We start from the raw sequence: 17,815 nt of genomic DNA on the forward strand, positions 1-17,815 counted from the left end.
CCCAGGTCAAAAGCCGGCCGAAGTTACTCGGCCTGTGCGCGGGCCCGCTTGGCGTCCTTCTTGGCAGATTCTTCCTTCACCCGCTGGGCTTCGGCGCGGACTGCGGCGTGGGTGGCGCGCTCGCTGACCAGCCACGCGGGGGGAGCCTGCAGCAGCGCGGTGATTTCCGCCGTCGTCAGCGCTTCCTCCACGCCCCCGCGGGACAGGCCGCTGATGGACACGTTCAGCTTCTGGGCCACCACGGGGCGGGGGTGCGGACCGTTGCGGCGCAGTTCGGCCAGCCACTCCGGCGGGTTGGCCTGGAGTTCGGCGAACTCGGCGCGGGTGATAGTCGATTCCTGGAACTCCTGCGGTGTTGCGGGCAGGTAGATGCCAAGTTTCTTGGCAACGGTGGCCGGCTTCATGGACTGGGAGTTTGCAGAGGTCATGCTTCAAGGGTATCCGGGCGGACGGTACTGTGAAGACGTGCCCACCGACAACGCCCCCCAGACAGACACCGGTCCCGCAGGGTCTGCTGACCCGGCTGAGCCGGACGCCCCCCGCGTCCTCCGCGTCGCTTACGTGGCGGGAGTGACGCCCGGCAAGTGGATCCGCCGGTGGGAAGAACGGGTGCCGGACGTTCCGCTGCAGGCCTTTATGTCCGACGACGGCGCACAGGTTGAGGTGCTGCGCGACGCTTCCGCGGACCTCAGCTTCGTCCGCCTCCCGGTGGAGCGCGAAGGCCTCAACGTGATCCCTCTGTATGAGGAGCAGCCCGTGGTGGTTGCGCCCAAGGGCCACGAAATCTCGGTGTTTGAGGAAGTGGCGTTTGCCGACCTGGAGCAGGAGGCCTTCCTGGATGTGACGGCGCTCGGTGGGCCGGAGGCCGCGCTGCAGGTGGTGGCTACCGGTGCAGGCCTGGTGGTCCTGCCCATGTCAGTGGCCCGACATTTCAACGTCAAAGACACCGTGGCGAGGCGGCTCACCGGTGCACCGGTCACCGGAATTGCTGTTGCCTGGCCTGCCGGGTCCACGGACGAAGTCATCGAGGAGTTCATCGGGATCGTGCGCGGGCGTACTGCCCAGAGCTCCCGGCAGCCCTCCGCCCAACCCGTCAAGGCCAAAAAGGAGCCCAAACCGGACCGGCGCGGCAGCGGAACCAAGAAGGCTCCCAAGGTAGCCCAGCGCTATGCCCCGAACCCGGACAAGGGCAGGGGCAAAGGATCCCGGAAAAAGGGCAAACGCTAGCACCGCCCCTTGAGACGCCAGGAAGGCGGGCTCCGTGCGGAGCCCGCCTTCCTGGTGTCTAAACATGTCTAGGTGTTTTGGACGTTGGTTTTGGCGTCGGTGGCGCGGTCCTTGACGTCGGTGGCGGCGCCTTGGCCCTCGGCTTTGACGTTTTGGGCGGCGTCAGCGGCGGTGGCCTTGACGTTTTCCATGGCTTCCTGGGCTGGTTCCTTCAGGTCCTGGACCATGTCCTTGGCGGCGCCGGTGACCTGGGTGGCGAGGGGCTCGGCGGCGGTTTTGAGCTGCTGGGCGGCTTCGCGTTCTTTCTGGCTGGCCGGTATCAGGGACGAGATGAGCATTCCGGCGCCGAATGCGATCAGGCCGGCGGCCAGGGGGTTGCCCTGGGCCTGGGCTTTGACCTGTGCCGGTGCGTGCGAGATCGCGGTGCCGGCGTCAGAGAGTCTGGCGGCGGCGGTGTCCTTGGCCCCGTGGAGGGAGTCGCCGGTGCTGTGCAGGGCGTCCCCGGTGTGGCCGGTGCCGGAGTGGACCTTGTCCTGGACGGTGGAGGTGGCTGTATGGACCTTGTCCTGGACGGTGGAGGTTGCTGAGTCTGCTGCTCCCATGATTTTCTCCTTAACCCCGGTGACAGCGTCTTTTACCTTGTCGGTTTGGCGGTGGACGATGTTGGAGGGGGTGACTTTGTCGGCGACCGCGTCCACGTTGGTGCCCAGGCGTGCGCGGGTTTCTTCAATGTCCTGGCGGATTGCGTCCGGGTTATCGCTCATCGGTTTACCTCACCTGGTTTTAGGGTTGGGGGAATTTCAGAAAGTGTTTCGGCGGTCTGCGGGACGCCTTTGATCTGTTTGAGCTCCTTGCGGCCGATCGAGGCCAGGACCGCGGCGATGATGCCCCAGATCACGGCGACGATCACGGCGGCCCAGCCCAGCGGCATCAGCGCGCCCAGGGCGAACATGAGCGCCAGGGACAGGAACACCAGGACGAAGTGACCGGCGACGCCGGCTCCGGCGAGCATCCCGCCGCCTTTGCCGGCCTTGGTGGCGGACTGCTTGGCTTCAGCCTTGGCCAGTTCGAGTTCCTGGCGCATCAGGGTGGACAAATCCCGGGTGACATCACCCAGCAACTCACCCAGCGACGCGTTATCCGCCTTCACATGCGCTTCACTCGGAGCAGGCTCCGGGATAGAACTACTCACAGGTGGCGTCCTTCCTTCGACTGGTAGGGGTCATCCTCAAAGCGGAGGGGCGTGTCTTCCGCGGTGCCGGAAGGCAGTGACGTTGTGGAAACCGGAGTTCCGGTGCCTACAACGGGCTCGTCGTACAGGTCCGTGTCGCTTCCTGCGGCGAACACCGTCTCCTGCCGGAGCGGCGCTGCCTGGGGAGCCGCCACCCTCCGCTGGGCCTGAGCGGACTGGACTGCACCCTGTGAACCCGTGGTGCCCGCGGTGAGGCCGCGGGCAAGGCGGCCCGCGAGAATACCGGCGCCTGCGGCGAGCAGGAGGAATGTGCCGGGCTTGTTTCGGGCGAAGGTCTGGACTTCATTCACGAGCGATCCTGCGTCCTTGTTTTCAAGCCAGGAAGCCACGGACGATGTGCGGTCGGCAGCCTGGCGGATCAGGTCGCTGGCGATGCCCTGCTGCTCCGGGGCATCGGCCATGCTCTGCAGTTGGCTGGAGATCGTCCGGATGCCGTCGGCGGCCTTCTGCTGCTGCGCGCCGGCCTGGCTGGAAAATCCTGACTTCGCCTGGGACAGCAGGTCCTGCGCGCTGGACTTAGCCTCTGAGGCAACGTGGGCTGCTTCTTCCTTCGCCGTCTGGGCTACGCCCTGGGCTGCCGAGGCGGCCTGGCCGGCCACGTTCGAAGCTTCTTCCTTGGCCGCCTGCTTCTTGGAGCTGGCGCCGGAATCCGTTGTGCCCGAGGTAGTGAAGGTGCCTTCAGTGCCAACCTCTGAGGCGCCGTAAGGATCGGAGATAGCAGGGTTGGGCGTCTGGGGCCATTGGTTCTCTGTCATCATGCTCTCTTTCGGAAAGGGTCAGCTGGCGATCAAGAACCAGCAGTGCTGGCTGTAGTTAGTAAGCATGGTTACTACTTAGATACTAAGCACACTTCCCATTTGGTTTGCAAGGGGTGTGTTTTGAAGGCTGCCATAAAGGCCTGCTGGCCAAAGCGATAGTAAGCCTACTTGCGAACCTGATGCTAAGCATGCTTATTGTAGGTAGGTAGCGACGCATGAAGGGGTGATGGCACCCGCACTTCGCCACCTACAGGAAGGCCGCGGCCGATGACCAGCAATCTCGATCCGGATGCCCGGAACAGCTACCGCCTTATCACGCTGGCGGCGCGTCTGGTCCAACGGCGTCAGGATGATGCTCTGGCCCCCCTAGGTTTGACCAGGGCGGCTGTCATAGCGCTCGAGGGGCTGGCTGCCGGACCACTGAACCAGGAGCAGCTGGCGGAAGTGGTCCGGGTGCAGAGCCAAACCCTGGGCCGGGTACTCACCCGGCTGGAGGCGTCTGGGCATATCAGCAGGAACCGCCACTCTGCGGATCGCAGGCAATTCAAGGTAGAACTTACCCAGGCCGGCAAGGCAGCGCTCGAGGCGGCGCGGCAGGCGGAATATGATGCCTACCCGGATGATGCCGACGTCTCCTGGACGGTCCTGCAGGAGGAGCTGTCGAAGTTTATTCGTGCGCTGCCGCCCAGCCGGGACCCGGAGGTGGTTCCCTTCGTCGCTCCTGAGCACAGGAACGTGCGCCGTTCCCATGGCGGCCGCGGCAAGGGGTTGCGCGGGTTGGACCAGCCGCACGAGTGAAGACAAGGCAAGAGGGGCAGTGCCGGCATGGCCCTGCCCCTCTTGTCGTGACTGGCTATTTTTTGTTCTCCTGGTTTCCGGTGGCGTCGTTGTCTTCCAGCAGCCCCCGTTGGGCCAAATCGGCAGCTTCTGATGATTCGGCCGGCAAAGGGTCCGTGGCCGGTGGGACATCGTCAGGTGCGTAGTCAGCCAGGCCGGCTGCAACCCGCTCCTGATCGGCTGCTGCTTCGTATACGTCGTCGTCTATGTTTTCCGGCATCTTGCCGTGGCCCGTCCGGGTGGGATTCGGCAGCGCATCCTCTTCAGGGATGATGACGCCACCGGGGGCAGGGTCCTGGTTCTCATTCGACGTTGCCATGATTCACCTTCCACTCGCTTGCGTTGTTTGGCTTCAGGACGACGGCACCGTTGGGCCTGTGGGCCAGCGGAGCAGGGCGGCCACGTCCACGCCATCGGGCAGGACGGGGCCGGGGACCAACAGAACCCGGGCGTCGGTGAGGGCAGCAGCCCGCAACAGGGCTGCCGGCGCAGGGACACTGCCCAGGACGTTGGCGCCGAGCGATTCCTCCTCAGCAGTGGCAATCCAGGGCTCTGCGTCAAGTGCGAGCAGGGTCCGCTCGGAAAGGGCAGCATCGTCCAGGATCAGGACCTCAACCTGTGCCTGCTGCAGCGCGTGCACCACAGAACCGATTCCGGTGGCGGACTCCGGGTTCGCCTGACCTTCCTGCATGGCCAGCCGCTCCATGACCTCCTGCTGCTCGGCGGCCCATTGTTCAGCCACCCGCTGGTTCACCTGGTCCTCAAGGAGGGATTGATCCGCACCTGCTGTATGCGTATGGGAGTCAATCACTGACACGAGTGCTTGGCTGGCCTTGGAAAGTTGCTCCTGCACCAGTCTGCGGGCGTGGATGTCTCCTGCGAGCACCACCAGCCGCGCGCCGCTGCTGCCCACCACCCGGTCAATCTCTTCGGCCATCTGGTCTGCGTTGCGGCGCCATACATCCTCAGTGTGGTGCTGGAAACGGAGGTGCGCCCAACCACCGCCCTGGAACTTCTTGATGTGCTGGGTGTCTCCCTGGACCTCTTCAGTGCTGGCAGGAGCGCCTGCGCCGGCGTAATGCAGCCGGATTTCACCGTGTTCGCGGCTCACTTCGGCCACCACAAAGGGGAATTCCTCGGGACGGTGCTTTATGAGCGGCAGGAGGTCAGGGATGGGATCCACCGAAACCCGTTCCGCCCCTACGCGGTCTCCCGCCAGGACCTCGTTGAGCTCCGCCTTGCCCTGGTGCACCAGGACGAACCTAGAGACGGGGGAAGGGACCCCTGCTTCCGGCTGTAGGGCCTGCTCGATGGCATCGAGGTCTGCTTCAGAAGCGCCCGCGGCTTCCAGCGTGGCTCTGGTGTTGCCGGGCCTGACGTCGGCCGCTTCCAGGGTGTCAACAGTGCCGGTTCCCGCGTCCACGTAGGCGGTGCACCAGGGACCCGCCATTCTGTACAGGTCCGCGTATTCCTTCAAGCTGCCGGTCACCGCTCATCCTCCTCATCGCTGATGGATTCCGGAGAGGCGACAGGATTGAGGGCCTCCCGGATTTCATCAGGATCCGTATCGTCGGGGAAGGGCTCTGTTTCGCGCCATTCCTCCGCGTGGGGCGGTTGGACTCCGTGAACCACACCCTGGGCTTCGTGTTTCATCTGGTCGTCCAGATTTGCGCCGTGTTTGGTATTGCCGCGTTCAGCCATGACGATCTCCTTCGCCCTGTGATTAGTATCACAGGCTTACTAGTTCGTCATTTCACCGTAGCACCAGGACGCCGTGGTTTAAAGAGGGAAAAAGCGGGAACGGCGTCAGGCTGCGCAGGCGTCCTGCAGAGCCTGAACGGACTCGGCCGGCACCTGGTCTCCGGCCTCCGCGATCTGGCCCAGCGGCGTCGTAATTTCCGCAGGGACGCCGGCAGTACGGGCGGCCGATACCAATCCGCCGAGCACCCGCTTATCCTCTGCGCTCACCATGCCGTCCTGTATTACCGCACATATTTGCCGGTTTACTTCGTCAGCGGCAGCGGTAGCCACCTTTGAGGCTGCATCGCTGGCAGCGTTCCCGGCGGCTTCCTCTACGGCGCCGCAGCCGGCAAGCAGCAGCAACAGAGGGACAGCGGACAGGGCAGCCAGGCGACGTTTCATGACTCCACCCTAACAATCCGCCATCATTGACCTTCCGCGTACCATGAGGTTCCTATGGAGACAACGCCGCCTGCTCCCGGTTCGCCGGCATCCCCCGCCCCGTCCACGGCACCAAAGGTGCTGTCCGTCCGCGCGGTGGGCACGACGGCGGTTCTCGCCGAGCTTTCCGGGCTCCCGGCTGTGCTGGCCCTGCAGGCCTCGCTGCTGAAGCAGCCGCTGCCAGGCCAGGTGGATGTCCTGGCGGCCGCCGAAACAGTGCTGGTGATGGCGGACTCTTCACGCTCGGCGCGCGCCATGCCGGGGCTCCTGCTCGCCATGGACCTAACGGTCGAGGTCCGGGCGGAGGGCAGGCTGGTGACCATCGACACAGTGTACGACGGCGAAGACCTCGCCGAGGTGGGGCAGCTGACAGGACTGGGCCCGGACGGGGTGGTCGCGGCGCATACCGGACAGGTGTGGACAGTGGCCTTTGGTGGTTTCGCCCCCGGCTTCGGCTACATGGTGGGCGAGAACCAGGTGCTTGATGTTCCACGGCGCTCCTCGCCCCGGACAGCTGTTCCGGCGGGCTCAGTGGCGCTCGCCGGGAACTATTCTGCCGTCTATCCGCGGCAGTCTCCGGGCGGGTGGCAGTTGATCGGCCGAACGGCTGCGCGCATGTGGGACCTCGGCAGGGAACAACCGGCGCTCGCTGCCCCCGGGGACCGGGTCCAATTCCGGCCCGTCCGGGAACTGGTTGAGGTAACGGCTCCGGCTGAGGGAATTTCCGCGGCGGGGTTCCCGCCGGCCGCGCCGTCGGGACTGCGCGTACTGTCGCCGGGACTGCAGAGCCTTATCCAGGACCTGGGCCGGGCCGGGCACACCGGCCTGGGGGTCGGTGCCGCCGGCGCCCTGGATCGTTCCTCCCTGCGCCGTGCCAACCGGCTGGTTGGCAATCCGCCGTCCGCCGCCACCATCGAGACTGTGGCAGGAGGGCTGACGGTGCAGGCCGTCGGCGACCAGATCCTGGCCGTCACCGGAGCGCCCGGAGAACTGACTTTGCGGCAGGCGGATGAAGAATCTGAAGATCCGGATGCATACCTTGTGAGGAATATAGCAGCGGCGGAACCCTTCGCGCTGCTTGACGGCGAAGAGGTGACGATTGGTCCGCCGCGGCTCGGCTTCCGCAGCTACCTTGCCGTCCGCGGCGGCCTGAAGGCGGAGGAAGTCCTGGGCAGCTGCTCCACCGACACTTTGTCCGGCCTGGGCCCCGCTCCGCTTAAGGCGGGAGACATCGTTCCCGCCGGCAACGCCACGGTCTCCCAGGTAGTCAGCAGCCCGGAGCTGCAACCCGATTTCCCTGGCCCCGGGGTGACGGTGTTGGACGTTGTGCCGGGGCCGCGGGAGGACTGGTTCGATGCCGCCCAGGTGGAGGCGTTTTACAGCCAGGAATGGGAGGTCACCCCACGGTCCAACAGGGTGGGGATGCGCCTGGCGGGCAAAGCACTGAAGCGGAGCCGGAAGGGGGAGCTCCCCAGCGAAGGTACTGTCTCCGGCGCACTCCAGGTACCGCCGGAGGGCATGCCGGTCCTGTTCCTCGCCGATCACCCTGTCAGCGGCGGATACCCCGTCATCGGCGTGGTGGTGGACCACCAGCTGGACCTCGCGGGGCAGGTTCCCATCGGTGCCCGCATCCGGTTCCGGCGGATGGAAATGGGGGGTAACGCCGCAGCTGCCGCCGGGACCGCAGGACCAGTGATCAACTGAAGCTTCGACGGCGGGTGGGCACCCGCCGTCGAACGCTCCAATTTTGTGACCTGCCGCGGGGCAGATCCCTAACTCAGCTCCGTCAGCGGGTGCTCGCAGCCGGGACGCCGAGGATGGTGTCGAGCAGCCCGTTGCGGAACTTGCCCTCCGGATCATGCCCGGAGGCCATGGACCGGAAGCCCGCGAAGCGGGGGTAAAGCGTCTCCCAGTCGTGTCCGCCGGGGGAGAAGAGCTTGCCCCAGTGCGGCCGGGCGCCGAAGGGCCGGAGCAGGTCCTCGAGTTCGGGAAGGACAAGTTCCACCTCGGACTGCAGGGGCTTCCAGGTGAAGTGCAGGGCCACGCTTTGTTGCTTGTAGAAGGGGCTGAGCCAAAACTCGTCCGCCGCTCCCGTGCGGACCTCCGAGACAAAGAGCAGCGGCGCCAGCCGGTCCGCAAGGCTGCGGACCGCCTGCAATGCTTCGGGTGCATGCGCCAGCGGGAGGATGAATTCGCTCTGGAGTTCCTCGCCCTTGCTGGGGGTGAACTCGTGCCGGAAGTGCGGCAACCGGTCCAGCCACTGCCCCGGCTCATCCAGCTGGAATGTACAGTTTTCCGCGGACATGTCAGGCAGCGGGTGCCTGGGGCGCCGGGCGGCGGTGGCGCCGAAGAGTTCGGTGAGCGCGGGCTCGGAGTCCAGCGCCTTGAGCCATACCTGGCTGATCGTGTCGCCGGCGTAGTCCGTAAAGAGGCTCACGCTGTAGGCACTGGACATGAGTGCTGGAAAGCCTGACAGCGCCCGGTCCCACGGAAGGTTCTCCAGGACGCGCTGGCGCATGCGGAAGCTGGGCTGGACGGCCAATTCGAGGCCGGTAACGATCCCCAGGGCGCCCAGGCCCACCACGCTGGCCAGGAACTCGTCCCCGTCCTCACGCGAAAGTGTGACGGTTTCGCCGGAGGGCCGCACCAGGTCTATGGACTGTACGGCCTCGGCCAGCGATGGGTTGTTCACGCCGGAACCATGGGTTCCCGTCTGGATTGCGCCAGCAACCGAAATGTGGGGGAGTGAGGCCAGGTTGTGAATGGCGAAACCCGCCTGCTCGAGGGTGCGGCAAAGGGCGCCGTAACTGACGCCGCCGCTGACCCTCACCGTGTTGCGTTTGGAATCCAGGGCGATGTGCTGGGGCAGGGCATCGAGCAGGACGTGTACGCCATCGGTGTCGCCCACACGGTTGAAGGAGTGGCGCGATCCCAAGGCCTTGACCCTGGCCGCCCGCTCCACAATCCGAGCCAGCTCCGCCACCGATTCCGGCCGTTCGACGTTCGCAGAGGAGTACTCGAGGTTTCCTGCCCAGTTCTTCAATGAATCAGCTTTCCGATGGGGTTGGGTGGTGGCTTCCTCAACTGTCAGCGCTCACAATCGCCCTGTCAAGGCGGGTCCACCACCCGCCCCGCCGCTTCTCAACAGCACTTCCACGGCCGTTACCATATTAGTTTTCATCGTTGTAGGTGCGTCCCGACGCCGCCCTCCCGGATGGTAGAGGGTGGCGCGGCTCGGACGCGTGGAGCGGGCGGACCGCCGTGATCCGGCCCCTGATGGGACGCCCGGCGCTGCAGGTTGATGTTCCGCCGCATGGAGTGCATTTCTACCGGCTCTCACGGGTACGAACATCCTGAGCCGCCGCTCACCGGAAATTCATCGGCCGGCGCCGTTCGGCCGGCGGTTGAATCATGGCAGAGTGGAATGCAGTCGAGTTGAGGGAGGAACTCAGTGTCTGAACTGGGAAAAGCTACCGCCAGCGTCTCTGAGGGTGATGCACTAGAGCTAGCGGGGGAGACCGGTGGTGTGACTGAAGCGGAGGCGGCGGAAGCTGCGGAGCTCATGGAGACCCCGGAAGTTCCCGAGATCACCTTCGATGAGAAGTTCTATCCCGCACGGCCCAAAGCGCTCCGGCCTGTGGCCCGCCGCCGGCAGTACTTTGCCAACGCGCCGTCACTGGAACTTGACGGTCTCAACAAAACCTACGTGGAGTGGCTGAGGAACCAGGCGATGCTTGGCGACGCCAATGTCCTTGCCCGGCAGCTGTCAGGGCAGGCGAGCATGTGGCAGCACTCCTTCGCGCACCCCAACCCGCGGGCCGCCGTCGAACGCGCCTCGGTGTGGTTCACCGCCTACCCGCTTTCTTTCATGACGACGCCGGGCCAATCCTTCCTGGGGGCGCTCGGCGACCCCGAGCTGTGGAAGACGTTCCGCGAAATTGGCATCCGCGCAATCCACACCGGGCCGGTGAAGAAGGCCGGCGGGCTGCAGGGGTGGGCGGAAACACCCAGTGTGGATGGCCACTTCGACCGCATCAGCATGGCCATCGATCCGCTGTTCGGCTCCGAGGACGAATTTCGCCGGATGTGCGAGGTCGCGGGCGAACACGACGGCACCATCATTGACGACATCGTCCCGGGGCATACGGGCAAGGGCGCTGACTTCCGTCTCGCCGAGATGAATTACCGGGATTACCCCGGCATCTACCACATGATCGATATACCTGAATCGGACTGGCACCTGCTGCCGGACGTTCCGCCGGGCGAGGACTCGGTCAACATCAGCCCCGACGCTGAGCAGGCCCTGCAGAAAGCCGGGTACATTATCGGCAAGCTGCAGCGGGTGATTTTCTACGAACCCGGCGTGAAGGAAACCAACTGGAGCGCCACCCGGGCCATCGTGGACACCACGGGCCAGAAGCGCCGCTGGGTGTACCTGCACTACTTCAAGGCCGGGCAGCCCTCCATCAACTGGCTCGACCCGACCTTCTCCGGGATGCGTCTGGTGGTGGGTGATGCACTGCATTCACTGCTGGACCTGGGCACCGGCGCGCTACGGCTGGATGCCAACGGCTTCCTTGGCGTGGAAAAGAGCGCAGAGGAACAGCCCGGCTGGTCCGAAGGGCATCCGCTGTCCGAGGCAGCCAACCAGCTCATTGGCAGCATGGTGCGCAAGGTGGGTGGTTTCTCGTTCCAGGAACTGAACCTCACCATCGACGACATCAAGGCGACGTCGGAAACGGGCCCGGACCTGTCCTACGACTTCATCACCCGGCCCGGCTACCACTACGCACTGGTCACCCAGGACACGGAGTTCCTGCGGCTCACCCTGAAGCTGGCGATGGAAATCGGCGTGGACCAGGCGTCCTTGGTGCACGCCCTGCAGAACCACGATGAACTGACCTACGAGCTGGTCCACTTCGCCACCCGGCACAAGGACGACGTCTTCCAGCTGGCTGGCTCCGAACTTACCGGCGCGGAGCTGACTGAACACGTCCAGGACACGCTGCGGAATAAGCTCACAGGCGAAAACGCGCCGTATAACTCCGTCTTTACTACTAACGGCATTGCCTGCACGACAGTCAGCGTCATCACCGCGGCCCTGGGCATCAAGGACATCTCTGCCCTTACTGTCGAGCAGAGCGAGACGGTGCGGGAAGCCCACCTGCTGCTGGCCATGTATAACGCGCTGCAGCCGGGGGTCTTCGCGCTGTCCGGCTGGGACATGGTGGGCATGACAACCCTGGACAGGGCGCAGGTCGGGGAGCTTACCGCCCAAGGCGATACGAGATGGATCAACCGCGGCGCGCACGACCTGATGGGCACCAACGCCGAAGCCACCGTCTCGGCTTCCGGGATGCCCAGGGCACGCAGCCTCTACGGTCCGTTGCCGGAGCAGCTCAAGGACGGCAAGTCCTTCGCGCGCCGGCTCCAGAAGATCCTCAAGGTGCGTGAGGAGTGGGGGATTGCTACCAGCCTGCTCCTGGATGTTCCCGACGTCTCCCACCGGTGCCTGCTGGTGATGGTGCACCGCCTCGCATCCGGGCAGATCCAGGTGACCGTCCTGAACTTCTCCGGCGAAAGCGTCACCGGCAGCGTCAACTCCACCTACCTGGAGCCGGGTGCGCAGGTCCAGGACCTCTTCACCGAGGAGGCTGTGGGCCAGGTGGATGACCTGCACAGCTTCTTCATCGAGCTTGGCGCGTACCAGGGCACTGCGCTGCTGATCGAGGATGCGGTCAACGCCGAGGACGAAGCGTAGGGCCTGCGCCGGGGGGTGCTCCCCGGGTGGTGCTGCCCCAGGGAGCTACGCTGCTTTGACGAGCGGGAGCTCGTCCCAGTGGGTGGTGTACCTGGGGGAGCGCATGTCCCGTTTCATGGTCCAGTCCGGTCCGCCGCGGATGCCCGCATGCCCCAGGCCAATGGAGCCGCGGCCGTAGCGGCGGGTAATGTCCTCCAGCAGCGGCCCGATGTGCCTTTCCTCATGCGCGTTCTCGAAGGGTTCCAGCGGTTTCTGGTTGCCGCTGGGCCGCAGGTCCGTGACCATGATGCCGGCGCGGGCGTACTTGGTGCCATCGATGATGGCGGGCAGCAGCGCGTGGGCGGCTTTCGTAAGGATGACAGGATCCGCCGTCGGCATGGGAAGCGGAACGCAAACGGAGGGAAAGGACGTTCCCTGCGCGTTGAATTGAGATGTTCCAGCAAACGCGGTGAGGACTTTCGCCTGCAGGCTGTGTTTAGCGAGACGGCCGCTGGCCATCTGGGCGTAGACACTGAGGACCTGCCGCACATCGTGCGTACTCGTGATGGGAGTGGAAAAGGAGCGGGAAAAAATCAACTGGTCGCGGCCCATCCGGGCTTCCTCCAGGGGGATGCACGGCGTCCCCTGCAGTTCGAGCACCGTCCGCATCATCACCACCGAGAAGCGGTCGCGGATCAGGACTGGGTCCGCTCGTTTAAGGTCCAGGATGGAGTGGATGCCCATGGCGTTGAGGCGTCTGGTGATCCTCGCGGCCACACCCCAGATCTCAATCACGGAGAGCCTGGCCATCAGCGCCTCCTGCTGATCCGCCGGGACTGAGTCCCAGCGGCAGACGCCGCCGAACGCCGGATTGTGCTTGGCCCACTGGTTGGCCAGCTTGGCCAGGGTCTTGGTGCGGCCGATGCCCACGCAGACAGGGACCCCGACATTTCGGGCTACAACAGCTTTAATAGTTCGGCCAAGCTCCAGCAGGTACTCCGGTGAGCCTTTAACCCCCAGGAAGGCTTCGTCGATACTGTAGACCTCCAGCCAGGCGGAGTAGCGGCCCAGCAGTTCCATCACGCGTGCGCTGATGTCTCCATACAGCTCATAGTTGCTTGACTTCGCGATCAGCCCCCATTCCTTGGCGCGCGGTGCGAGCTTGAACCAGGGCTCGCCGACTCCGATGCCGAGGGCCTTCGCCTCCGGGGAGCGCGTGACGGCGCAGCCGTCGTTGTTTGAAAGGACAATCAGCGGCTTGCCCTCAAGGGAGGGGTCAAAGGCGCGTTCGGCGCTGGCGTAGAAGCAGTTCACGTCCACGTGGGCAATTTCGGGCATCTGCCGCATGATGGTTGGCCGGGTCACGGGCATCCCTCAGACATGGTGCAGGCACCTGGTAGCCACACCCCAGATGGTCAGCTCGCTGAGCGCGGAAACCTTGATGTCCGGGTACTTGGGGTTTTCGGCCTGCAGCACCACCCCCGTAGCCGTGATGCGAAGCCGCTTCACGGTCAGCTCCCCGTCTAAGACCGCGATCACCACGCAGCCGTCCTTGGGTTCAAGGGCCCTGTTGACGATAAGTTCGTCGCCGTCGCTGATGCCGGCACGCTCCATGGAGTCGCCGGTGACCCGGACGACGAAGGTGCTGGTGATGTCCTTGATCAGGTGCTCGTTCAGGTCTATCCGCCCGTCAAAGTAGTCCTGGGCCGGCGAGGGATAGCCGGCAGCTACCGGCACCGGGGACACCCACGCCAGCTGCAAGGAGAGACCCGCGTCTATCACGCGGGGACCGACAATAACGCCCACCACACACCCTTATTCGAATATATGTTCGATACATTGAGTGTACAGCGGCAGGGCGACAATGACGGGAACTTGCGCATTGGATCAGATGCAGGATGTGCGGACTGCTTTGACTGAGGAATAGCTGTGGGGTGTATCCATCACCCAGTCGCCCCATTCCGGTAGATATGGGGTAGGGATCCGGCTCGGATTAGCGGGCTGCGTCTTCGAGCAGCTGACGGAACTGTTCCTCGCTGTTTAGGGTCAGCTTCTTCCCGTCGAGGAAGAACGTCGGGGTCCCAGTAACGCCGAGGGCTTTTCCGTCAGCAATATCGCGGCGGATGCGTTCCTTGGTCTCGTCCGCTGCCACTGTTGCATCGTAGGCGTTCAGGTCAAGGTCAAGTTCCTCCGCGAAGGTCCGGAACAGTGCCGCCTGCGAGTCCTGCTTTTCGCCCCACTGCGGTTGGGTTTCGAAGAGCCTGGCTGCCATCTGCTCGTATTTGCCCTGCCGGGCTGCGGCTTCCACCGCCAAGGCGGCGGTGCCGGAGTTGGCGTGCCCGGGCAGGGGAAAGTAACGGTGGACGAAGGTGATCCGGTCCCCGTACTCCTGCTTGAGCTCCTGCACCAAAGGTTCAGCGGCACGGCAGGATTCGCATTCGAAGTCCAGGAACTCGACCAGCTGCGCCTTCTCCCTCGCGGGGCTGGTGACGCGATGGCTGTCGTCCCGAACCAGCTGCGCGTCGGCTGCTGCCTGGGGTGCGGTTGGTGAGGGCCTGTTCGCGGTGACCATCGCGTACCAGATCACCCCGGTGGCGAGGAGGACCGCGAGGATGGTCCAGATGGCGATCCGGACGTTCCGTGCCTTTGTGACGGCGCTCAACTATCGACCTGCTTCGTCCCTAGGGTCAGGGTCACCGGGGCCGGTTTCGCAGCAGCTTGGCACCCGGCACAGCAGGCACCATCCTGTTCCACCACAGGTGCTCCCGATACTGCCGGGAAGGCGGCGGGGGTTGCATCGGCGGTGGCTGGTGCGCAGCAGTCATCGTCTTGTGCACCATGCTCATGGCCGTGACCAGGGGCCTCGCCGGTATGGGGGATGGCGCAGCAGGCCTCGCCGCGCCACGCATTGACGCCTTCGCGGACGGCAATGCCTGCGATGACCAGGGCGGCGCCGGCATCGGCCCACCACCAGCCCAGGGTGCTGTTCAGAACCAGCCCGACCAGCAGGACCGCAGAAAGATACGTGCACAGCAGGGTTTGTTTGGAATCGGCCACTGCCGTCCTCGACCCGAGTTCACGTCCCGCCCGGCGCTGTGCCCAGGACAGGACAGGCATGATCGCCAGGCTCAGCGCCGCGATCACGATGCCGGGAGTGGAGTGCTGGGCCTCTTCACCTCCGGCAAGTGACCGGGCGGCGTCCAGGGTCACGAAGGCGGCGAGGGCGAAGAAGGAGATGGCGATGATCCGCAGCGTCAGGTGCTCACGCCGTTCGGGGTCTTTCGCGGAGAACTGCCACGACAACGCCAGGGCCGAGGCCACCTCGATGACCGAGTCGAGGCCGAAACCGATCAGCGCGGTCGAGTCGGCCACGTTCCCGGCCCAGAGCGCCACAACGGCTTCAATGAGGTTGTAGGTGATGGTCGCGGCGGCGAAAATCCGGATCCGGAGGTTCAGCACGGTCCGGCGTTCGGTGCCTGGCGTCTGCAGCAGGGCCGTCATGCGAAGCACTCCCCGTCCGGGGCGCAGCAGGCCGGATCAACAGCCAGGACAACCCCGATCAGGTCCTTAATCGCGTGACCCAGCCGGGCATCGGCGAGCTCATACCGGCTCCGCCGGCCGTCCGGGACAGCCACCACCAACCCGCAGCCGCGCAAGCACGTCAGATGGTTGGACATGCTCTGCCGCGATACCCCGAGGGAGTCAGCGAGATCAGAAGGGTAGGCGGGGGCATCAGAGAGGGCCAGAAGGACACGGGCGCGGGTAGGGTCAGAGACCGCGTAGCCGAATCGGGCCAGCACAGGGGCCTGCGTGAGCGTTTCCATAGCCCAACAGTACATCCTTGGGTGTATTCATTTAAGCCTGTATGCACATCCCCCTGCAGGCAAAGTCCTCTTCGTCCGAAAGCTCTATTTCGCAGAAGCATGAAGTCTTGAGCTGAACCTTCCGATGGCATGGATCGGCGTTGTAATGTGAGCGCGTGATCGTCCCCGATATTTCCCAGAACGCCGTGGCGGTCGCGGAACACTACGACGAGCTTGATCCGATTTATCGTCGAGTGTGGGGCGAGCATGTCCATCACGGGCTGTGGGCGACGGGCCGCGAGACGCCCGACGAAGCCGTCGAGGCGCTGGTGGACACGGTGGCCGATCGGTTGCGCCTCATGCCCGGCGAGACGTGCGTCGACATCGGCTGCGGCTACGGCTCCACCGCAAGCCGGCTCGCGGTGACACGCGGGGTCCGCGTTACCGGCTTCACGCTTTCCGCCGAGCAGGCCCACTATGCCGCTGCGCAGCCCGTACCGGACGTGGACATCCATGTCCGCGACTGGCTCGCCAACGGGCTGCCCGATGCCTCGGCCAATGCCGCATGGGCGGTTGAGTCGAGCGAGCATATGGTCGATAAGCCCAGGTTCTTCGCCGAGGCGCATCGCGTGCTGTCGCCCGGCGGCCGCTTCGTCGTATGTGCGTGGCTCGCCGAGACCGATGCCAGCGGTTGGAAGGTTCGCCACCTGCTCGAGCCGATCTGCCGCGAAGGGCGCCTGCCCTCGATGGGCACGCGCGAGGAGTATGAGGCGATGGCCATGGCGGCGGGCTTTGCGATCACCGGCTATGAGGATGCCAGCCGCCGCGTCGCCCGCACCTGGCCGATCTGCGCTGGCCGGCTCGTGCAGGCCTTGCTCATCGATCGCGAGACACGCCGCGTCGCCCTGGGCGGACGCAATCGCATCTCCGCTCTGAGCATTCCCCGCCTGATCCTGGCCTACCGCACCGGTGCGATGCGCTATGGGATATTCACGTTGTCGAAGGCGAGGGAGAACGGGGCCTCGGCCTAACCCCTGCCGCCAATTTGTCACATAGGCGGCGCCCCCGCCCCCACGGGCTGATCTGACGGGCTACCCCGTCCGCTCCACTGCCGCGAGAATGGCATTGGCCAGTTCGGCGGGCTTGGTGAACTGGGGCCAGTGCCCGGTGGGGAGGTCCACGTACTCGACGTCCCGCATCCGGGCGAGTTCGGCAACAAAGGGGTGTCCGCCGGCGATCCATTCCTTCAGCATGGCGGACGGAAACTCGCAGGCAATGACGGTGGCGGGCACGTCGTAGCGGCGCTCGTCACTCAGGTGCTGCTGACCGTAGGCCACGCCTTTCGGCTGGGGGATGGCCCGGGCGCGGAAAGCTTCGCGCAGACCCTCATCAAGATCCACCAGGTCAGCGTCTTCAAAGCCCTCCCACGGCGGAAGCGGCACGTCGTCGCCGTCGGCCGGCAATTCATCGTTGATGACGCCCCCCTCCCCGAGGGGTCCACTGTCAACATAGATGGCGCGCTCTACCCGGTTCGGCCGGGCATCCAACGCGCCGTGGATGATGGCGCCCCCGCCGGAATGCCCAACCAGCACAACCTTGCCTTCCAGGGAATCGACGGCGGCGACCACCGCCTCGACATGGTCGCGGAGGCCGATTCCGCCACGGCTCGCGTCCAGGGATTCGAGCCCGGGAAGCGTGAGCGGATGCGTCCGGTGGCCGGCGGCATCCAGAGCAGGCGTCACCTCCTCCCAGGATGAGGCGTCCAACCAGAAACCGGGTACCAGGATGATGTCCATGTGGGAACCCTACTACCGGGGGAGGACACAGGTCCCCCAGCCGGCGGCACCTCCGGGGCAGGACGTGCACAAGGACTTCCCGGAGGAAGACATCCGCAGTAAAGTCCCCGAATAGCCACTGCACCGGACATTCACCTCTACTTGAGAGAGAGCTTCACATGAACCGGCCAGAATACCGCCCCAGCGCGCGCGTCATCGTCAAAGCCCGGGCACACATCGGG

General features: G+C 65.1%; 20 protein-coding genes. 5 read left to right on the forward strand and 15 right to left on the reverse strand.

Translation table 11 applies throughout. The features are described 5' to 3' along the window. Nucleotides 1-23 precede the first annotated feature (23 nt). Nucleotides 24-428 carry a DUF5997 family protein gene (locus M1E07_RS20425; RefSeq protein WP_461188416.1) on the reverse strand — a complete coding sequence of 135 codons (405 nt, stop codon included), beginning with the start codon at nucleotides 426-428 and terminating at the stop codon, nucleotides 24-26. Here M1E07_RS20425 and M1E07_RS20430 point away from each other — a divergent pair. After that, the gene (locus M1E07_RS20430; protein WP_461188417.1) at nucleotides 391-1,227 is read left to right on the forward strand and encodes a LysR substrate-binding domain-containing protein; all 837 of its coding nucleotides are present in this window, start codon (nucleotides 391-393) and stop codon (nucleotides 1,225-1,227) included. The genes M1E07_RS20425 and M1E07_RS20430 overlap by 38 nt on opposite strands. Before the next feature lie 68 nt (nucleotides 1,228-1,295). On the opposite strand, the gene M1E07_RS20435 is transcribed toward M1E07_RS20430, so the two are convergent. The 3 genes from M1E07_RS20435 to M1E07_RS20445 are packed head-to-tail and all read right to left on the reverse strand — an operon-like array spanning nucleotide 1,296 to nucleotide 3,234. Beyond that, nucleotides 1,296-1,991 carry a DUF3618 domain-containing protein gene (locus M1E07_RS20435; protein ID WP_461188418.1) on the reverse strand — a complete coding sequence of 232 codons (696 nt, stop codon included), beginning with the start codon at nucleotides 1,989-1,991 and terminating at the stop codon, nucleotides 1,296-1,298. Beyond that, complete coding sequence (locus M1E07_RS20440) at nucleotides 1,988-2,419, reverse strand: phage holin family protein (RefSeq protein ID WP_461188419.1); 432 nt, start codon at nucleotides 2,417-2,419, stop codon at nucleotides 1,988-1,990. The genes M1E07_RS20435 and M1E07_RS20440 overlap by 4 nt, the downstream gene beginning before the upstream one ends. Then, nucleotides 2,416-3,234 carry a hypothetical protein gene (locus M1E07_RS20445; RefSeq protein ID WP_461190452.1) on the reverse strand — a complete coding sequence of 273 codons (819 nt, stop codon included), beginning with the start codon at nucleotides 3,232-3,234 and terminating at the stop codon, nucleotides 2,416-2,418. The genes M1E07_RS20440 and M1E07_RS20445 overlap by 4 nt, the downstream gene beginning before the upstream one ends. A 270-nt stretch (nucleotides 3,235-3,504) precedes the next feature. Here M1E07_RS20445 and M1E07_RS20450 point away from each other — a divergent pair, with 270 nt between their 5' ends. Beyond that, on the forward strand, nucleotides 3,505-4,035 hold the full coding sequence (locus tag M1E07_RS20450) for a MarR family winged helix-turn-helix transcriptional regulator (protein WP_461188420.1): 531 nt from the start codon (nucleotides 3,505-3,507) through the stop codon (nucleotides 4,033-4,035). 55 nt (nucleotides 4,036-4,090) lie between these two features. Here M1E07_RS20450 and M1E07_RS20455 read toward each other — a convergent pair whose 3' ends face one another. The 4 genes from M1E07_RS20455 to M1E07_RS20470 all read right to left on the reverse strand — a co-directional run bounded on the left by M1E07_RS20455 (nucleotide 4,091) and on the right by M1E07_RS20470 (nucleotide 6,216). Beyond that, nucleotides 4,091-4,393: a hypothetical protein gene (locus M1E07_RS20455; protein WP_461188421.1), complete on the reverse strand. Its 303-nt coding sequence runs from the start codon at nucleotides 4,391-4,393 to the stop codon at nucleotides 4,091-4,093. Nucleotides 4,394-4,426: 33 nt separating this feature from the next. Then, on the reverse strand, nucleotides 4,427-5,563 hold the full coding sequence (locus M1E07_RS20460) for a baeRF2 domain-containing protein (RefSeq protein WP_461188422.1): 1,137 nt from the start codon (nucleotides 5,561-5,563) through the stop codon (nucleotides 4,427-4,429). After that, complete coding sequence (locus tag M1E07_RS20465; protein WP_461188423.1) at nucleotides 5,560-5,775, reverse strand: hypothetical protein; 216 nt, start codon at nucleotides 5,773-5,775, stop codon at nucleotides 5,560-5,562. The genes M1E07_RS20460 and M1E07_RS20465 overlap by 4 nt, the downstream gene beginning before the upstream one ends. A 105-nt stretch (nucleotides 5,776-5,880) precedes the next feature. After that, entirely contained in the window at nucleotides 5,881-6,216 is a 336-nt protein-coding gene (locus M1E07_RS20470; protein ID WP_461188424.1) for a hypothetical protein, read from the reverse strand. Between the two features lie 54 nt (nucleotides 6,217-6,270). Between M1E07_RS20470 and M1E07_RS20475 the strand changes: the two genes are divergently transcribed. After that, nucleotides 6,271-7,959, forward strand: a complete 1,689-nt coding sequence (locus tag M1E07_RS20475) for a 5-oxoprolinase subunit B/C family protein (RefSeq protein ID WP_461188425.1) — start codon at nucleotides 6,271-6,273, stop codon at nucleotides 7,957-7,959. An 82-nt stretch (nucleotides 7,960-8,041) separates the two neighbouring features. On the opposite strand, the gene M1E07_RS20480 is transcribed toward M1E07_RS20475, so the two are convergent. Next, the gene (locus tag M1E07_RS20480) at nucleotides 8,042-9,298 is read right to left on the reverse strand and encodes an FAD-binding protein (RefSeq protein WP_461188426.1); all 1,257 of its coding nucleotides are present in this window, start codon (nucleotides 9,296-9,298) and stop codon (nucleotides 8,042-8,044) included. Between the two features lie 519 nt (nucleotides 9,299-9,817). Between M1E07_RS20480 and treS the strand changes: the two genes are divergently transcribed. Then, nucleotides 9,818-12,016 carry a maltose alpha-D-glucosyltransferase gene (treS, locus tag M1E07_RS20485; protein WP_461190453.1) on the forward strand — a complete coding sequence of 733 codons (2,199 nt, stop codon included), beginning with the start codon at nucleotides 9,818-9,820 and terminating at the stop codon, nucleotides 12,014-12,016. A gap of 45 nt (nucleotides 12,017-12,061) precedes the next feature. On the opposite strand, the gene M1E07_RS20490 is transcribed toward treS, so the two are convergent. The 5 genes from M1E07_RS20490 to M1E07_RS20510 form a co-directional block, all read right to left on the reverse strand. Then, entirely contained in the window at nucleotides 12,062-13,342 is a 1,281-nt protein-coding gene (locus tag M1E07_RS20490) for a Y-family DNA polymerase (protein ID WP_461190454.1), read from the reverse strand. Nucleotides 13,343-13,369: 27 nt separating this feature from the next. After that, on the reverse strand, nucleotides 13,370-13,801 hold the full coding sequence (locus M1E07_RS20495) for a LexA family protein (RefSeq protein WP_461188427.1): 432 nt from the start codon (nucleotides 13,799-13,801) through the stop codon (nucleotides 13,370-13,372). Nucleotides 13,802-13,988: 187 nt separating this feature from the next. Next, nucleotides 13,989-14,657, reverse strand: coding sequence for a DsbA family protein (locus M1E07_RS20500; RefSeq protein ID WP_461188428.1), 669 nt, complete (start codon nucleotides 14,655-14,657; stop codon nucleotides 13,989-13,991). Further along, a complete protein-coding gene (locus M1E07_RS20505; RefSeq protein ID WP_461188429.1) occupies nucleotides 14,654-15,496 on the reverse strand; it encodes a cation diffusion facilitator family transporter in 843 nt (280 codons plus the stop codon). The genes M1E07_RS20500 and M1E07_RS20505 overlap by 4 nt, the downstream gene beginning before the upstream one ends. Continuing rightward, on the reverse strand, nucleotides 15,493-15,819 hold the full coding sequence (locus tag M1E07_RS20510; RefSeq protein WP_461188430.1) for an ArsR/SmtB family transcription factor: 327 nt from the start codon (nucleotides 15,817-15,819) through the stop codon (nucleotides 15,493-15,495). The genes M1E07_RS20505 and M1E07_RS20510 overlap by 4 nt, the downstream gene beginning before the upstream one ends. Nucleotides 15,820-15,974: 155 nt before the next feature. Between M1E07_RS20510 and M1E07_RS20515 the strand changes: the two genes are divergently transcribed. Beyond that, nucleotides 15,975-16,829 (forward strand): SAM-dependent methyltransferase, encoded by an 855-nt coding sequence (locus tag M1E07_RS20515; RefSeq protein WP_461188431.1) that lies wholly within the window; start codon nucleotides 15,975-15,977, stop codon nucleotides 16,827-16,829. Nucleotides 16,830-16,889: 60 nt separating this feature from the next. On the opposite strand, the gene M1E07_RS20520 is transcribed toward M1E07_RS20515, so the two are convergent. Further along, the gene (locus M1E07_RS20520; RefSeq protein WP_461188432.1) at nucleotides 16,890-17,594 is read right to left on the reverse strand and encodes an alpha/beta fold hydrolase; all 705 of its coding nucleotides are present in this window, start codon (nucleotides 17,592-17,594) and stop codon (nucleotides 16,890-16,892) included. Nucleotides 17,595-17,815: the final 221 nt, after the last annotated feature.

The organism is Arthrobacter sp. Z4-13 (assembly GCF_054792705.1).

What these genes read in the sequence shown, in the direction of transcription:
- M1E07_RS20425 (WP_461188416.1), bottom strand. Translation starts at nt 428, where the DNA reads ATGACCTCTGCAAACTCCCAGTCCATGAAGCCGGCCACCGTTGCCAAG.
- M1E07_RS20435 (WP_461188418.1), bottom strand. Translation starts at nt 1,991, where the DNA reads ATGAGCGATAACCCGGACGCAATCCGCCAGGACATTGAAGAAACCCGC.
- M1E07_RS20445 (WP_461190452.1), bottom strand. Translation starts at nt 3,234, where the DNA reads ATGACAGAGAACCAATGGCCCCAGACGCCCAACCCTGCTATCTCCGAT.
- M1E07_RS20450 (WP_461188420.1), top strand. Translation starts at nt 3,505, where the DNA reads ATGACCAGCAATCTCGATCCGGATGCCCGGAACAGCTACCGCCTTATC.
- M1E07_RS20455 (WP_461188421.1), bottom strand. Translation starts at nt 4,393, where the DNA reads ATGGCAACGTCGAATGAGAACCAGGACCCTGCCCCCGGTGGCGTCATC.
- M1E07_RS20465 (WP_461188423.1), bottom strand. Translation starts at nt 5,775, where the DNA reads ATGGCTGAACGCGGCAATACCAAACACGGCGCAAATCTGGACGACCAG.
- M1E07_RS20470 (WP_461188424.1), bottom strand. Translation starts at nt 6,216, where the DNA reads ATGAAACGTCGCCTGGCTGCCCTGTCCGCTGTCCCTCTGTTGCTGCTG.
- M1E07_RS20475 (WP_461188425.1), top strand. Translation starts at nt 6,271, where the DNA reads ATGGAGACAACGCCGCCTGCTCCCGGTTCGCCGGCATCCCCCGCCCCG.
- treS (WP_461190453.1), top strand. Translation starts at nt 9,818, where the DNA reads ATGGAGACCCCGGAAGTTCCCGAGATCACCTTCGATGAGAAGTTCTAT.
- M1E07_RS20490 (WP_461190454.1), bottom strand. Translation starts at nt 13,342, where the DNA reads ATGCGGCAGATGCCCGAAATTGCCCACGTGGACGTGAACTGCTTCTAC.
- M1E07_RS20505 (WP_461188429.1), bottom strand. Translation starts at nt 15,496, where the DNA reads ATGACGGCCCTGCTGCAGACGCCAGGCACCGAACGCCGGACCGTGCTG.
- M1E07_RS20510 (WP_461188430.1), bottom strand. Translation starts at nt 15,819, where the DNA reads ATGGAAACGCTCACGCAGGCCCCTGTGCTGGCCCGATTCGGCTACGCG.
- M1E07_RS20520 (WP_461188432.1), bottom strand. Translation starts at nt 17,594, where the DNA reads ATGGACATCATCCTGGTACCCGGTTTCTGGTTGGACGCCTCATCCTGG.